12 protein-coding genes are annotated in these 17665 nt (G+C 33.4%); 1 reads left to right on the top strand and 11 read right to left on the bottom strand.

The window, feature by feature from the left end; all coding sequences use genetic code 11:
* Window positions 1-6 precede the first annotated feature (6 nt).
* The gene (gene ruvA, locus CW733_RS14585; RefSeq protein WP_100997955.1) at window positions 7-588 is read right to left on the bottom strand and encodes a Holliday junction branch migration protein RuvA; all 582 of its coding nucleotides are present in this window, start codon (window positions 586-588) and stop codon (window positions 7-9) included.
* A gap of 63 nt (window positions 589-651) precedes the next feature.
* Window positions 652-2937, bottom strand: a complete 2286-nt coding sequence (locus CW733_RS14580; RefSeq protein ID WP_100997954.1) for an NADP-dependent malic enzyme — start codon at window positions 2935-2937, stop codon at window positions 652-654.
* Between the two features lie 78 nt (window positions 2938-3015).
* Here CW733_RS14580 and CW733_RS14575 point away from each other — a divergent pair, with 78 nt between their 5' ends.
* Window positions 3016-5397, top strand: coding sequence for a TonB-dependent receptor domain-containing protein (locus tag CW733_RS14575; protein ID WP_198520078.1), 2382 nt, complete (start codon window positions 3016-3018; stop codon window positions 5395-5397).
* Here CW733_RS14575 and queG read toward each other — a convergent pair whose 3' ends face one another.
* From queG to CW733_RS14530, 9 genes are all read right to left on the bottom strand, one after another.
* A complete protein-coding gene (gene queG, locus CW733_RS14570; protein ID WP_100997952.1) occupies window positions 5398-6324 on the bottom strand; it encodes a tRNA epoxyqueuosine(34) reductase QueG in 927 nt (308 codons plus the stop codon).
* Window positions 6325-6363: 39 nt separating this feature from the next.
* On the bottom strand, window positions 6364-7386 hold the full coding sequence (gene ruvB / locus CW733_RS14565; RefSeq protein WP_100997945.1) for a Holliday junction branch migration DNA helicase RuvB: 1023 nt from the start codon (window positions 7384-7386) through the stop codon (window positions 6364-6366).
* A gap of 199 nt (window positions 7387-7585) precedes the next feature.
* The gene (locus CW733_RS14560; RefSeq protein WP_100997941.1) at window positions 7586-9373 is read right to left on the bottom strand and encodes a cbb3-type cytochrome c oxidase subunit I; all 1788 of its coding nucleotides are present in this window, start codon (window positions 9371-9373) and stop codon (window positions 7586-7588) included.
* 26 nt (window positions 9374-9399) lie between these two features.
* Window positions 9400-10476 carry a cytochrome c oxidase subunit II gene (locus tag CW733_RS14555; RefSeq protein WP_100997940.1) on the bottom strand — a complete coding sequence of 359 codons (1077 nt, stop codon included), beginning with the start codon at window positions 10474-10476 and terminating at the stop codon, window positions 9400-9402.
* Between the two features lie 31 nt (window positions 10477-10507).
* Window positions 10508-11872, bottom strand: coding sequence for a quinol:cytochrome C oxidoreductase (locus CW733_RS14550; protein WP_100997939.1), 1365 nt, complete (start codon window positions 11870-11872; stop codon window positions 10508-10510).
* Between the two features lie 21 nt (window positions 11873-11893).
* Window positions 11894-12361: a cytochrome c gene (locus CW733_RS14545; protein ID WP_100997938.1), complete on the bottom strand. Its 468-nt coding sequence runs from the start codon at window positions 12359-12361 to the stop codon at window positions 11894-11896.
* Between the two features lie 99 nt (window positions 12362-12460).
* Window positions 12461-12991, bottom strand: coding sequence for a DUF3341 domain-containing protein (locus CW733_RS14540; protein ID WP_100997937.1), 531 nt, complete (start codon window positions 12989-12991; stop codon window positions 12461-12463).
* Window positions 12992-12994: 3 nt separating this feature from the next.
* Window positions 12995-14464, bottom strand: a complete 1470-nt coding sequence (nrfD, locus tag CW733_RS14535; RefSeq protein WP_100997936.1) for an NrfD/PsrC family molybdoenzyme membrane anchor subunit — start codon at window positions 14462-14464, stop codon at window positions 12995-12997.
* Between the two features lie 34 nt (window positions 14465-14498).
* Entirely contained in the window at window positions 14499-17600 is a 3102-nt protein-coding gene (locus CW733_RS14530; RefSeq protein ID WP_100997934.1) for a TAT-variant-translocated molybdopterin oxidoreductase, read from the bottom strand.
* Window positions 17601-17665: the final 65 nt, after the last annotated feature.

The raw sequence follows: 17665 nt of genomic DNA, 5'->3' as shown, positions 1-17665 counted from the left end.
AATCTACTATAATTTTTTTAAAGCTTGTTTAATTATGTTCTCTACGCTAGCCTCTGGTTCGGATACAACAATTTTATCTACCACACGCTCTGCTTGTTTTTTCGCAAAACCAAGTACTTCTAAAGCAGATAACGCTTCATCTTTGTTGGTATTGCTTCTATTGACAGAAACTTCGTCAATATCGTAAATTTTAATAATTTTATCTTTTAAATCAATAATAACACGTTGCGCAGTTTTTATTCCAATACCTTTTATGGATTGAATAAGTGCAACATCCTCTGTAGCAATACCTTCACGAATTTGTTTAGGCGTAAGAGACGAAAGCATTGTTCTTGCTGTGTTAGTACCAATTCCGCTTACAGAAATTAGTAACCTAAACACTTCTCGTTCTCCTTTTGTTACAAAGCCATAAAGACTATGAGAATCTTCCTTTACTTGAAGATGTGTAAATAATTGTATATTTTCCTGTTCAGGAATTTGAGAAAAGGTATTCAAAGAAATGTTTAACAAATAACCTACACCATTACAGTCTATAACGACATCTGTTGGATTTTTTTCCACCAATTTTCCTTTAATATGTGTAATCATCTACAGTTATTTGTTAAGATTTCAAATGTAATAAAATTCTCGGACTAAAAATTATTTGCTTTTTTAACTCATTAACGCCTCTTTTCCTTTCTGTTGTGCATCTATTACTGCTATTGCAGTCATATTTACAATTTCATCTACACTTGCATCCAATTGAAGAATATGCACTGGTTTACGTAATCCCATCATAATAGGACCAATAGACTCTGCTTTATTCAATTCTTTTAGTAATTTATAAGTGATGTTTGCAGATTCTAAATTTGGAAAAATAAGAGTATTCACCTTATGTCCAGCTAATTTAGAAAACGGGAATTTATCCTGAAGCATTTTGTTATTAAGTGCAAAATCTGTTTGCAACTCTCCATCTACTATTAAATCTGGGTGCCTTCTGTGTAAATAAGAAACTGCTTCACGTACTTTAGTTGCTGTTTGATCTTTTGAAGAACCAAAATTCGAAAAACTCGTCATTGCCATTACTGGCTTTAGTCCAAACATTTTTACAACACCAGATGTCATTTGTGCAATTTTAATTAAGTCTTTAGCAGTAGGATTAATATTTATAGATGTATCACTTAAAAACATTGGCCCACGCTCTGTCATCATAACATTTGTAGTCGCTATTCTGGTAGAACCAGGTGCTAAACCAATAAGTTCTAACATAGGCTTTACTACTTGAGGATAACTACGAGAATAACCAGATATTAAAGCATCTGCATCTCCTTCATTTATCATCATTGCTGCATAGTAATTACGCTCACGCATTAATTTTTGTGCCTCCAATAAAGTTACACCTCTACGTTTACGTTGCTCCCAATAAACTTGCGCGTATTTATTTTTCTGCTCGATTTGCTCGTCCGTTTTTGGATCGATTATCAATACATCTGCATCAAATTCTATCTCTTCTTTTAAACGCTCTATTTCTTCTTTTCTTCCTAATAAAATAGGAATTGCTATGCCTTCATCATAAACTATTTGTGCAGCTTTTAATACATCTATATGGTCTGCTTCTGCATATACTACACGCTTAGGAGCAGATTTTGCTCTGTTTAAAAGGAGTCTAATAATTTTATTATCATTACCCAAACGCTCTAGCAATGAGTCTTTATACTTTTCCCAATCTTCTATTGGTTCTAATGCTACTCCACTTTCCATTGCAGCCCTTGCAACCGCTGGAGATACTTCTCCAATAAGTCTTGGGTCGAATGGTTTTGGAATGATATATTCTTTACCAAAAGTTAATCTGGTTTCATTATAGGCAATATTTACTTGCTCTGGCACTGGTTCTTTAGCCAAATTTGCTAATGCTATAACAGCTGCCATTTTCATGGCCTCGTTAATTTTTGTTGCACGAACATCTAAAGCTCCTCTAAAAATAAAAGGAAAACCAAGTACGTTATTTACTTGATTAGGATGATCGCTACGTCCTGTAGCCATAATAATATCATCTCTAGTGTCTATAGCTAATTGGTATTGAATTTCTGGGTCCGGATTCGCCATTGCAAAAACAATAGGATTCTTAGCCATTACCAATAACATTTCTGGAGTTACAATATCTGAAGTAGATAAACCAACAAAAACATCTGCACCTTTCATGGCTTCAAGAAGTGTATCTATTCTTCTGTGCGTTGCAAATTCTGCTTTTTGAGATGTTAAATTACCTCTATCATCTCTAATTACACCTTTACTGTCTAGCATGACAACGTTTTCACGTTTTGCTCCAAATGCCAAGTATAGTCGTGTACAAGAAATTGCTGCTGCTCCTGCTCCACTTATAACTATTTTTGCATCTTCAATCTTTTTTTCTGAAAGCTCTAATGCATTTAACAAGGCTGCAGCCGAAATTATAGCCGTTCCATGTTGGTCGTCATGCATTACAGGAATGTCTAACTCTTCTTTTAAACGTCTTTCTATTTCGAAAGCTTCTGGTGCTTTAATATCTTCAAGATTAATACCACCAAAAGTTGGCGCTATCATTTTTACAGTTTGAATAAACTCCTCTATGTCCTCTGTACCAACTTCAATATCGAAAACATCGATATCTGCAAATATTTTAAACAGTAAACCTTTTCCTTCCATTACTGGCTTTGAAGCTTCAGGTCCTATATTACCTAAACCTAAAACTGCTGTTCCGTTAGAAATCACAGCAACTAAATTGCCTTTTGCAGTATATTTATAAACATTATTAACATCTTTTGCAATCTCTAAACATGGCTCTGCTACACCTGGAGAGTAAGCTAAAGCTAGATCTCTTTGGCTTGCATATTTCTTGGTTGGCACTACTTTTATCTTACCTGGAGTTGGCTTAGCATGGTATACTAATGCTTCTCTTCTTTTGCTTTGTTTACTCATATATTTTCATTGTGATATGAAATACAAATGTAAGGTTTTTGCAGAAAGGAAATGCTGAAAAAACAATATCTTCGAGCTATGAATATTGGATCATTTAAAAATTATCTTACAATCGCGTTATTGTTTTTCTTCGCCTCAATATACGGTCAGAACATTATTTCTGGCAACGTTGTAGATTCCGCAAACAACCCAATTGAATTTGCTAATATTATTTTAATAGAATCTACAAATAACGCTGTTAAATATGGAGCAGTTTCTAATGAAAAAGGTGAGTTTGTTTTAAAACTAGAAGAAAAAGGAACCTTTAAATTAGTTGTTAGCTTTATTGGTTATAAAGATTTTAAAAAGGATTTAGACTTTTCGGAATCTATAAATATTGACGACATTATTTTATTAGAATCTAATACTAGTTTAAAGGAAGTTACTATTACTTCTTCTAAAGAATTTATAACAAAAAAAGAAGACAAGATTATTTTAAACATAAAAAACAGTCCTCTTAAAGCAGGTTATAATGGTATTGAAGTGTTACAAAGATCACCATATGTATGGGTAGATTCTAGTGATAATATATTAATGCGAAACGAAGCCGCTACAATTTTAATAAACGGTAGAAAAAGTAATTTAAGTAGTAGCGACTTGTCTAGTTATTTGTCTGGTATAAATTCTGAAAGCATTAAAAGTATTGAAATAACCACCAATAAAGGAGCAAACTTAGATGGAGAAAGTACAGGTGGTGTTATTAATATTATTCTATCAAAAGGAGTCTTAGGTTTTAATGCGACTGTAAAAACCTACAACTTCTTTAAAGGTAAAAACTACAACAAACACTATTTGGGTAGTGTTTTTAATTATGGAGCTAACAAATGGAATGTTTATGGTAGTTATAATTATTCTAAAAATTACACTGGAACAAAAATAGATACTGATATTTTTTATAATGAAACTTATAATTTTATTCAAACGAAAAGACTTTCGGAATCAACATTGCCAAAGCATAATTATCAATTAGGCTTAGTCTCTGAGATTTGGACTAATCATGAATTAGGCCTAGAATTGTTTGGCTCAACCAATAGACGTGCTTCGGGTGTTTTTGGGAACTTAACTATAACTAATAATAATGATTTATTAGACTCGGGAACTGTAAACGTTACAAATAATGCCAATAGCAATGTGGTTAATGGAATACTTAACTACAAATGGAAAATAAAAGGAAATGACGAAACTTTCACTGTTTTTGTTGATTACACTAATCAACAAAATACTGATAAAAACATAAACTTCTCTAATTATAATTTGGGTTTGTTTGATGATAACTTAGAAACCAATAATGCAGATACAGATACAAAGGTCTATTCTTTTCAAGGCGATTATAAAAAGAAATATAACAAAGGTTTAAAATTAGAAACAGGTATTAAACACACTATTAGCAATAGGTTTAATGGTTTACTTTCTAAATTTCTAGAAGAAGATTCTTTTATTGTTGATGAAGAAAGAACAACCTTGTTTAAATATAATGAAGGTATTACTGGTGGTTATTTTTCTTTAGATAAAAATTTATCGTCTAAGCAGTATTTAAAATTAGGTTTAAGGATTGAGAATACAGCTATAGAAAGGTTTGACTTATTGGATGATAATAACCGTATTAAACAAAATTACACAAACCTCTTTCCATCGGCTTATTATTCTTATAATTTTTCTAAAAGCAAATCGTTATCAACAAGTTATTCTAGAAGTATTAGAAGACCTTCTTTTAACTTATTAAACAATACTATTATAAAGGTCAATGATTTTAGATTTTTAATAGGAAATCCAGACTTAGAGCCTGAGCTTGTAGATAAAGTTGAGATTAGTTATCAATTTAACAAGCAAACAGTATCGGCTTATTACAATGAAGTAAATGATGCTATTAACGGAGTGTATTTTTTAATTGATGATATTGCTTACTATCAAAAGAAAAATGCCGGAAGTCAAATTCAATATGGTTTAGAGTATAACAGATCTAACAAGATTAATAGTTGGTGGTACTTACGCTTTACAGGAAATTTATTTTACAGAAAATTTGTTGATGAACAAGGTAATGATCAATTTGGGAAGGCCACTATTTACCTAAACACATTCAACAATTTTAAATTAAGTAATACCTTAGATTTGGATATTATTGGTCGTTATAACTCAGCAAAAACAGATGCTTTTTATGAAGCAGCAGAAAAATACAGTGTTAATTTAGTAGTAAAGAAATCGTTTTTGGACAAAAAACTAAACGCAAGACTATACATAAATGATGTATTTAATTCTTTACAATACATTAATGTTAGACAGTTTGATAATTATGTAACCAGAGATTTTACAAAACCCAGAACAAGAACTGTAGGTTTATGGCTTACTTACAATTTTACAAATAATGTAAAAGCCAGTAAAAAGAGAAATAAATCAAAGAATGATGTTAAAAATAGATTTTAGTTATTTCAAAAAATCTATATTTCTTGTTAAACCTGAGAATTTAGTACGCTTCACTGCCGATTTTTGAAACACTTTTTTAAAAACATCTTCTGTAATTTCTTCCCAATCCTTTTTTGTCATATCTAATAACTCTGGATGTGGATTAAAAAGAGGTTCGCTATGTGGTTTCGAAAACTTATTCCATGGACAAACGTCTTGGCAAACATCGCAACCAAACATCCAATCGTCAAACTTGCCTTTCATTGTGTTAGGCAATTGGTCTTTTAGTTCTATTGTGAAATAACTAATACACTTACTTCCGTCCACAACATAAGGCTCTGTTATGGCCTGTGTAGGACACGCATCTATACAAGCTGTACATGTTCCACAGTGATCTGTTGTTGCATGATCGTATTCTAAATCTAAATCTATTATTAGTTCGGCTATAAAATAAAAAGAACCTACTCGCTGCGTTAATAAATTACTGTGTTTCCCAATCCAGCCTAGTCCAGATTTTGCTGCCCAAGCTTTATCTAAAACTGGTGCAGAATCTACAAAGGCACGACCAGAAACTTCGCCTATTTCATTTTGAATATAATGCGTGAGTTCTTTTAATTTAGATTTTATAATATGATGATAGTCGTGACCGTAAGCATATTTAGAAAGCTTTGGTGCTTCAGTATCTTTCTGTATTTCCGCCGGATAATAATTTAGTAGTAAAGAAATAACACTTTTAGAATCTTCAACTAATTTTGTTGGGTCTAAGCGCTTGTCGAAATGGTTTTCCATGTAACTCATTTCGCCATTCATATTCTTATTAAGCCAATTTTCTAAACGTGGTGCTTCGACTTCTAAAAATTCAGCTTTACTAATACCACAAGACAAAAAACCGAGGCGTTTGGCTTCGGTTTTAATTAGGTTTGTGTATTTAGCTTTATTGTTTATCATTTTATTATGGATTCCAGCCTTCGCAGGAATAAAAAAACATTAAAATAATCCTCCTTGAGTTGGACCTTTTACTCTTCCTAGGTGTTTGTAAGCTAATTCTGTGACTTCTCTGCCTCTTGGAGTACGCATAATAAAACCTTGTTGAATTAAAAAAGGTTCGTAAACTTCTTCAATAGTTTCAGAGCTTTCACTTACTGCTGTTGCTATAGTTGATACTCCTACAGGTCCTCCTTTAAATTTATCGATTATTGTAGATAAAATTTTATTATCCATCTCATCTAATCCGTAAGCATCAACATTTAAAGCCTCTAGAGAAAACTTAGCGATTTTTATATCTATACTTCCATTACCCTTTATTTGCGCAAAATCACGAACGCGACGTAACAAAGCATTTGCTATTCTAGGTGTTCCTCTACTTCTACCTGCAATTTCTATTGCAGCTTCCATAGCTATTGGAACATTTAATATTTGAGCACTACGTTGTATAATTGTACTTAATAATTCGGTATCGTAATATTGTAATCTACTCTGGATTCCAAAACGTGCACGCATTGGTGCTGTAAGTAAACCAGAACGTGTAGTTGCACCAACCAATGTAAATGGATTTAAATTAAGTTGAACTGTTCTTGCGTTTGGTCCAGACTCAATCATGATGTCTATTTTAAAGTCTTCCATTGCAGAATAAAGGTATTCCTCTACAATTGGACTTAATCTATGTATTTCATCAATAAAAAGTACATCTCTATCATCTAGGTTAGTCAATAAACCAGCTAAGTCACCTGGCTTATCTAAAACTGGTCCAGAAGTTACTTTTATACCAACCTCTAATTCATTAGCGAGTATGTTTGCTAAAGTTGTTTTACCTAAACCTGGAGGACCGTGAAATAATGTATGATCTAAAGCTTCATTTCTTTGGTTAGCAGCTTCAACGAAGATTTTTAAATTTTCTAACACTTGGTCTTGACCAGAAAAATCTTCAAAAGATAATGGTCTTAATGTTTTTTCAATGTCGAATTCTTCAGAAGAAAAATTATCGTTTGAAGGATCTAGGTTTTCGTTCATGTTACTTTCCGCGAAAGCGGTATTCTTGTTTAATTATGTATTAAGACTCAATCGCATATGATAAGACTTAAATAAAACTGAATAACTTCAGCTTAAACAAATATAAAGAAAAAGCCTTTCAGTTTTTATTACACTGAAAGGCTTTTTAATATGTTTTGGTTTCTCATTACTGAGAGACCTTATTTACAAAGTGAATTGATTAATGTTGTAACTCTTCTTCACCTTCCTTTAAAGGAATGTTTTGCGGTACGAAATCATCGTCATGTCCTGGTTTAGAATAGTCATAAGACCATCTATATACGTGAGGTATTTCTCCTGGCCAGTTACCGTGAATATGTTTTACTGGTGTTGTCCACTCTAGAGTTGTAGCTCTCCATGGATTTTGAACCGCTTTCTTACCGTAGAATATACTACTAAAGAAGTTCCATAAATAAATTAATTGCGCTGCTCCACCAATTAATGCAAATATTGTAATGATTTGGTTTGTATCAGCTAAATCATCAAATAATGGGAAATTAGAATTTGTATAATAGCGTCTTGGTAATCCAGCCATACCTATAAAGTGCATTGGAAAGAAAACACCATAAGCACAAACTGCGGTGATCCAAAAATGGATAAAACCTAGTTTTTTATTTAACATTCTACCAAACATTTTTGGATACCAATGGTAGATACCTGCAAACATACCATAAAGTGCAGATATACCCATTACTAAATGAAAATGTGCAATTACAAAATAAGTATCGTGAACATTAATATCTAAAGCTGAATCTCCAAGAATAATTCCTGTTAAACCACCTGTTATAAAAGTAGAAACAAAACCTATAGAAAATAACATGGCAGGATTCATTTGAATATTTCCTTTCCATATTGTGGTTATCCAGTTAAAGGCTTTAACTGCAGATGGTATTGCAATTAATAGTGTTGTAAATGTAAACACAGAACCTAAGAAAGGATTCATACCTGAGATAAACATGTGGTGCCCCCAAACTATTGTTGATAAAAAAGCAATAGCTAATATTGAAGTAATCATAGCACGGTAACCAAAAATTGGTTTACGTGAATTAGTAGCCATAATTTCAGACACCAATCCCATTGCTGGTAAGATTACAATATATACTTCTGGATGTCCTAAGAACCAGAATAAGTGTTCGAATAATACAGGAGAACCTCCTTGATAATGAAGCACTTCACCTTGAATAAATATATCTGATAAGAAGAACGATGTTCCGAAACTTCTATCCATTATCAATAGTAATGCTGCAGATAATAATACTGGGAATGAAACGATACCAATAATTGCTGTTACAAAGAATGCCCATATTGTTAGAGGTAGTCTAGTCATAGACATTCCTTTAGTACGTAGGTTTATAACTGTTACAACGTAGTTTAAAGACCCCAATAATGAAGATGCAATAAATATAGCCATAGAGACTAACCATAACGTCATTCCCATTCCAGAACCGCCTTGAGCCATTGGTAATGCACTTAATGGAGGATAAATTGTCCAACCTGCTGCTGCTGGTCCTGCTTCAACAAAGAAAGAAGATACCATGATTACACTTGAGATGAAAAATAACCAATAAGAAACCATGTTTAAGAATCCTGAGGCCATATCTCGTGCACCAATTTGCAACGGAATTAGTAAGTTACTAAAAGTACCACTTAAACCTGCTGTAAGTACAAAGAATACCATTATAGTACCATGTATTGTTACTAATGCTAAATAAATATCAGCATCCATAACACCGTCTGGTGCCCATTTACCTAATAATGCTTCAAAAATCACATTTGGCTCTTCTGGCCATGCAATTTGCATACGCATCATTAAAGACATTATTACACCTATAACACCCATAATAGTACCAGTAATGAGGTACTGCTTGGCTATCATTTTGTGATCAATACTAAATATGTATTTAGTTATGAAAGTTTCTTTATGGTGGTGATCGTCGTGAGCGTCGTGAGTATCTGCGTGTGCTGACATAATCTATATATCTTTATAATCTTTTATTAATTATTTACTAGAGAATTTTTGAATACCTTTTGAGTTTTAATCCAAGCATCGTATTCTTTTTGAGTTTCAACTATTATTTTCATTTGCATATTGTAGTGAGATTTACCACAAATTTTATTACATAATAATAAATAATCGAATGTATAAGGTTCTAAAGCCTCTTCTCCTTTAGCTACTAAATCTTTAGACTTTTCAACTCTAATATTATTAATATTAGAAACTTTGTCTTTCATTTCTGGCGTATCACGCATATCTGCAGTAGTAACAGTTGGTGTGAAACCAAATTGTGTAATCATACCTGGAACACAATTCATTTGAGCTCTAAAGTGAGGCATATAAGCAGAGTGTAAAACATCTTGAGAACGCATTTTAAATAACACTGGACGCCCTACTGGTAAATGTAACTCCGAAGTAATAATATCATCTTGAGCATTAGGGTCCGCTTCATCTACTCCTAGTATGTTTGCGCGATCAATATCAATTAATCTTACGTTAGCTTTACCTAAAGTATTGTCTTCTCCTCCGTAACGTGCTTTCCAGTTAAATTGTTGAGCATATAACTCTACAACTAAAGGATCGTTATCTTCATTAACATTCATTATTGTAGTCCAAGTAAATAGGCCTTGAATAATTAATACTGCTAATACAATTACAGGTATTATAGTCCAAACAGCTTCTAACTTATTGTTATCTGCATAAAACAAAGCCTTTTTTCCTTTTTCTCCTCTATATTTAAAAGCGAAATAGTGTAATAAAAACTGGGTTATTGTTTGTACAATAAAAATGACTATCATAGAAATAATCATTAAACTATCTACTCCAGGACCATGTTCTGAAGCCGAATTAGACATTAATGGTAAATCGCCAAGCGCAACAAAACTCCAAATAGTTATAGCATAAATGAATACCAAAAAGGCAATCATTAGGTAACCATTCATTTTATTGTCTTTGTCGTTTGCTACTTGATTATTTCCATCAGCTGAGTCGCTTTGGGTTAAATCGAATATCTTGACCATCTGCCAGATGGCAACTAGGATAAATACTAAAACTAAAATTGATAATAAAGCCGTCATTGTTGTCGTTATTCTTTATTTAATAAAATTATTAATAATGAAAATGTTCACTTTCTTTAATAAATGGATTCCTTGTTTGAGTTAAAGGTGCTTTAGTAAGCGCTGTAAACACAATAAAGATGAATAATCCTGCAAAGAATAACACTGAAAAAATTTCTGGAATACCAATATACCATTGGTCACCAACTGTCGCTGGCATAATCATATTGAAAACATCAATATAATGACCTGCTAAAATCACGATACCTGCCATTACAACAAACCAAGGAACACGCTTGTAATCACTGTTCATTAATAGTAATAAAGGGAAAATGAAGTTCATGGCTAACATGCCAAAGAATGGTAATTTATAATCTTCTATTCTAGTTACAAAATAGGTTACTTCTTCTGGAATGTTTGAATACCAGATTAACATAAATTGAGAGAACCATAAATATGTCCAGAATATACTGAAAGCAAACATAAACTTTGCTAAATCGTGTATATGACTGTCGTTAACTTGTGGCAATAAACCTTTGCTTTTTAAGTATATTGTTATGAATGCGATTACAGTAATACCGCAAACCATCATTCCTGCGAAAACATACCAACCAAATAATGTAGAGAACCAGTGAGGATCTACACTCATAATCCAATCCCAAGACATCATAGATTCTGTATAAATAAAGAATACTAAAAATGCTGCTGAAATACGAAATGTCTTCTTAAAGTTTTTGTTGTCGTTTGCTTTATCTTGAGCAATAGAGAATTTTCTAGAAAAATGTCTGTATAATGACCATCCACCAATAAAGATTAAACCTCTAATAATGAATCCCCAAATATTTAACCAACCTGTTTTACCTTGAATTAATTTATCGTGTGCAACTACCTCAGGATCCATCCAAATAAAAATATTGTTATGTCCTATAAAGTGAGATAACGCAGCTATTAATACTACAATTAAAGCTCCTGGCAATAAATAAGCTGTGATACCCTCCATTACTCTTAGTACCAATGGAGACCAACCTGATTGAGATACATATTGAAGTGCATAAAATGCTAATACGCCTAATGATATCATCATAAAAAAGAATGCTGCTACATAAAATGCAGACCAAGGTCTGTTATGCATAGCATGCATTACGTGGTTTACATGTTTTGTATGCTCATCAACGACTTCATGGTTTCCACCATGAGTTTCATCTAATGAATGTGTATCATGACTAGTTGCTTCAACTTGATGAGTTTCTTCTTCATGAGCTGCTGCTTCTCCATGATGAGATTCATTTGCTAACATAGTCTCTACTTCCTCAAATGATTTATTTGAAGTTATAAAGCCATAGCCAACACCTAACAGTCCAACGACCATTAAAATGATTGCAGTTAATCTTAGTCTATTTGAAATTTTGTATTCCATTATATAATCTTTAACTAAATCTTATTTTTCTAAATCTGCCTTCAATTTCATAACATATGAAACTACTTGCCAGCGTTCTTCGTAATTTATTTGATTTGCGTAAGAACCCATTGCATTCTTACCATAATATATAGTATGATAAACACTACCATCTGTAATTGCTCTTCCAACATCATCGTAACTTGGGATACCAAGAATTTTCTCTCTCTGTACTAACTTCCCTTTTCCGTCACCTTTAGTTCCATGGCAAATTCCACAGTATATATCGAATAACTCTTTACCTCTTACGTAATCTACTTGAGTAGAATCTAAAACGTTTTTCAAGTTCGCTTTAGCTTCATTGTAACCTTCAGTATTATTGTCAATATCAAAAGGTGTATAGCCTCTAGGTATTGTTCCATCAACAGGTAATTGAGCTTCAACTCCGTTTGCAAATGCATCAGACTCTTGGTATGTTTCGTATGCTACTGATTCGTACATATTGGGCATGAATTCGTAATTCGGTCTCGAATCTTTCTTACAAGCTACAATCGACACTAAAACCAGCGCTAATATTGTTATGTTAAAAATGCTCTTCATTGTCTATAATTAATGCGTATTATCTACTACGTTTATTTCAACTGCACCAGTTTCTGAAAGTAAATCGTGCAATTCTTTTTCGTTTCCATGAACGGCTATTTCCATTAAAAAATGGTCATCTGTTGTTCTTGGATCAGGATTTTCTGCTTTTTTAAATGGCCACATTCTACTACGTAAGTAAAACGTTATTACCATTAAATGCGCTGCAAAGAAAACTGTTAATTCGAACATAATAGGTACGAATGCTGGCATATTTTCTAAGTAGCTAAAACTTGGTTTACCACCAATGTTTTGCGGCCAATCTTCAATCATAATGAAATTCATCATAATAGTTGCTACTGCTAATCCAACACAACCGTACATAAATGAAGCAATTGCTATTCTTGTTGGCGCTAATCCCATTGCCTTGTCTAGTCCATGGACAGGAAATGGTGTATATATTTCTTCAATGTGATGTCTTTTAGCTTTCACTGTTTTAACAGCTGCCATTAACACATCGTCATCGTTATAAATAGCGTGAATTACTTTTGAAGTTTCCATATGCTACTCGTTATTATTATTTTGTTCTTTATTATCGTAATTCGTCACTACTGAAGTTCTAGCATCAGCACCTGTTCCCATTAAAGTTTTACCAGATTCTCTTAAGTTTTTATACTTATCACCAGAAGACTTTAAAATAGTCTTAACTTCTGCTTGCGCAATTACTGGGAATGTTCTTGAATATAATAAGAATAATACAAAGAAGAATCCTATAGTTCCTATAAAAATTCCAATATCTACAAACGTTGGTGAAAACATTGTCCATGATGATGGTAAGTAATCTCTGTGTAAAGATGTTACAATAATTACAAAACGCTCAAACCACATTCCAATGTTTACTACTATTGATATAAAGAATGAGAACATAATACTTGTTCTTAATTTCTTGAACCACATAAATTGTGGAGAGAATACATTACAACTCATCATTAATAAATAAGCCCACCAATATGGTCCTGTTGCTCTATTCAAGAAAGCGTATTGTTCGTATTCTACACCTGAATACCAAGCAACAAATAGCTCTGTTATATATGCTACACCAACTATAGAACCTGTAATCATAATTACAATATTCATTAATTCTATATGTTGTACTGTAATATAATCTTCTAAACTGCACACTTTTCTCATAATAATAAGTAGTGTGTTTACCATTGCAAATCCAGAGAATACTGCTCCAGCAACAAAGTAAGGTGGAAAAATAGTAGTATGCCAACCTGGTATAACAGATGTTGCAAAATCAAAAGATACAATCGTGTGTACAGAAAGCACTAAAGGTGTTGCTAAACCTGCAAGTACTAAAGATACTTCTTCAAAACGTTGCCAATCTTTTGCTCTACCAGTCCAACCAAAACTTAATAAACTATATATTTTCTTTTGGAAAGGCTTAATAGCTCTATCACGTAACATTGCGAAATCTGGTAATAAACCTGTCCACCAAAATACTAATGATACAGACAAATACGTAGAGATTGCAAATACATCCCAAAGTAAAGGTGAGTTAAAGTTCACCCACAACGATCCAAATTGATTTGGTATTGGTAGTACCCAATACGCTAACCATGGTCGACCCATATGAATAACTGGAAATAAACCTGCTTGTACTACTGAGAAAATTGTCATTGCTTCTGCAGAACGGTTAATTGCCATTCTCCATTTTTGACGGAATAATAATAGTACTGCAGAAATTAAAGTTCCTGCGTGACCAATACCAACCCACCAAACGAAGTTAGTAATATCCCAAGCCCATCCTACGGTCTTGTTTAATCCCCAAGTTCCAATTCCGGTAGATATTGTGTAAGCCATACATCCAACTCCCCAAAGGAAAGCTACTAATGCTATAGAGAATACAATCCACCATTGTTTGTTGGCTTTACCTTCTACAGGAGCTGCGATATCTACGGTTACATCGTGATACGACTTATTGCCTGTAACTAAAGGTCTTCTAATAGGTGCTTCGTAATGAGACGCCATAATCCTTTTATAATTGTTCGTTAATTAATCCTTTCTATGCTTTCGTGTTTCTCACTTTAGTATGATACTGAACATTAGGTTTAGTACCAACACTTTCTAATAAATGATACATACGATCGTCTTCTAAAAGTTTTGCAACTTTACTATCTTTATCGTTAATATCTCCAAATACCATTGCTCCATTGCTACAAGCAGATGAACAAGCTGTTTGGAATTCACCATCTTTAATAACACGTCCATCTCTTTTTGCATCAAGAATAGTTTTTTGTGTTTTTTGAATACACATAGAACATTTTTCCATGACACCACGAGAACGTACTGTTACATCTGGATTAATTACCATTCTACCTAAATCGTCATTCATATAGTAATCGAACTCATCGTTCCCATTATAAAGGAACCAATTAAAACGACGCACTTTATAAGGACAGTTATTAGCACAATATCTTGTACCTACACAACGGTTATAAGCCATATGATTTTGACCTTGACGACCGTGTGATGTTGCAGCTACTGGACAAACAGTCTCACAAGGAGCATGATTACAGTGCTGACACATTACTGGTTGAAAGGCTACTTGTGGATTATCTGCAGGGTTTTCTAATTCTCCAAATCCTCCTAAAGAACCATTGTCTCCAAATAAGCCATCGAAACCTTCTTTTTTAGCATCATCAGCTGAAAAAGACTCTTCCGAAGAATAATATCTATCAATACGTAACCAGTGCATATCGCGACTTCTACGTATCTCCTCTTTACCTACAACAGGAACATTGTTTTCTGCATGACAAGCAATTACACAAGCTCCACAACCTGTACAAGCATTTAAATCAATAGATAGGTTAAAGTGATGTCCAATAGAACGATCAAATTCATCCCATAAATCAACTTCTGGAGAGGTGATTTCAACTTCTTCATGGTTTAAAGATACCGTAGGTACTTTATTCCACACCGTTCTATCTTTAGTGTTAAAGACCTCTAATGTTGTTTCTTTAATAATGTCTCCACGACCCATTAAAGTGTTTTGTAATTGCACACAAGCAAACTCGTGCATACCAGCCGCTTTAGTTACAGTTACATTTTGTATATTATTGAAATCTTGGTATAATGCATATGCATTAACACCTGTTTGCATTTCTTCTTTTAAACCTGCTACTTTACCATAACCAAATGCTAAACCAACAGAACCTTTAGCCTGACCTGGTTGAATAATTACTGGAACAGTTAATTTAGTTCCATTTACAGTAACATCTGCATAGCTACCGTTTAAGGCTCCTGTTGCTTCATGTTCATTAACTAAATCTAAAGCTTTAGCATCTGCTGCTGAAACCGTTAAATAGTTGTCCCAAGTAGTTCTTGTAATTGGATCTGGAAATTCTTGCAGCCATGGATTATTTGCTTGTTGTCCATCTCCCATTCCTACTTTAGTATATAAAGTAAGCTCCATCCCATTTGAAGTTGCGCTAGCAGCTAAAGCTCTTGCAGCATTTCCAGAAGTTGTTTCAACGTTATCTTCTGAAACTTCAGTAGTGTTTTCAACTAAACCTCCTGAAACTTTAGATATATAAGAACCATCGTGTAACGCTTGGTTAAATGATGCTCCTCCTAATATTTCTGAATTCCAAAGTGTTTTAATATAATCACTATACTTTTCATCTTTACCATTCCAAAGCAATAATGCATCTTGGAATTGTTTTGTATCGAATAAAGGACGAATTGTTGGTTGAACTAATCCAAAATGACCTTTTTTCAGTTCTACATCTCCCCAACTTTCTAAGTAGTGAGGCGCAGCAGCAATATATTGCGAAGCTGAAGCTGTTTCATCTGCTTTCATTGAAAAAGCAACAGATAATTCTGTATTTTTTAATCCTTCAGCAAAATCTGAAGTATTAGACAATGTATAAAGTGGATTTACACCACTCATAATAACAGCTCCTACTTTACCTGCTTTCATATCAGCAACTAAAGACATTACTGCCTTATCATTTCCTTGTCTTGTCTTAATAGGTTTTTTAGCGTTGAATGCCTTACTATTAAGCTTTTCATTAATTTCTAAAACAACCGTTTGTGCATTTACATCTTGAAGGCCCGTAACTACAACACCTGTACTTCCTGCTTTTCTAAGCTCTGAAGCAGCATCTTGTACAGCCTTATCTATATTTGGTGATAAATTTCCAGAAAAAGCACCACCTACTAATAAACTATGCAATTTTGCTAAAGCTAATTTTTGCTGACTTGGTGTTAAAGGCACACGTTTATCTGCATTTGCTCCAGCTAAAGACATATTAGATTCAAACTGAATATGGCGAGACATTTTTCCGTTTGTTGGAACGCGTCCTTGTGAATATGCCGAATCAAATCCACCACCTTGCCAATCTCCTAAGAAATCTGCGCCAAAGGCAACAATTGTTGCTGCTAGTGAAAAATCATAATCAGCTAAGCCTCTTTCTTTATATTTTGCTTGAAATGCATCTAATGCAGCAGACTCTGAAACAGCGTCATAAACTACATGATTTACATTTCCGTACTTTTCTTTGAATTCTGCAATTAACTTAGACGTTGTTGGACTTGCATATGTTTGTGTTAATAACACAATTTGCTTTCCACTGTCTTTTAATGCATTTAATTTCTGAGTCGTTTCAGAAGTAAAAGCAGACCATGAAATAGCGGCTTCACCTTTCATTGGGCCTTGTACTCTTAAGCTATCATACAAACCTAAAACTGATGCATTAACTCTTGCATTTGCACCACCATTTGTAGTACCAAGATTATTGTTTTCAATTTTAATTGGACGACCTTCTCGAGTTTTTACTAAAACACTTGCAAAATCAAAACCATCTGCAATAGTTGTTGCATAATAATTAGCAACACCTGGAATAATAGAATCTGGCTGTACTACGTAAGGTATTGATTTAATTACTGGTCCTTCACATGCTGCTAAAGAAGCTGCAGCTGTACTAAAACCTACGTACTTTAAGAAATCGCGACGCGTTGTAGAAGATGCCTCTAATGTTTCCTTGTCTCCAAGAAACTCATCATTTGGAATTTCATTTACAAACTCGTTTTGTTTTAGCGCCTCAACAATAGAGCTATCTTTTAGCTCCTCAACACTTTTCCAGTATTTCTTGTTTGATGACATATTATATAATTGGATTACTTCTTAATTTATTTTTTAAAATTTTCCGCTTTAGCGAAAAGAAAAAC

This window comes from Lacinutrix sp. Bg11-31 (assembly GCF_002831665.1).
GTDB lineage: Bacteria > Bacteroidota > Bacteroidia > Flavobacteriales > Flavobacteriaceae > Lacinutrix.
This window is presented reverse-complemented; position numbering and strand designations above follow the sequence as displayed.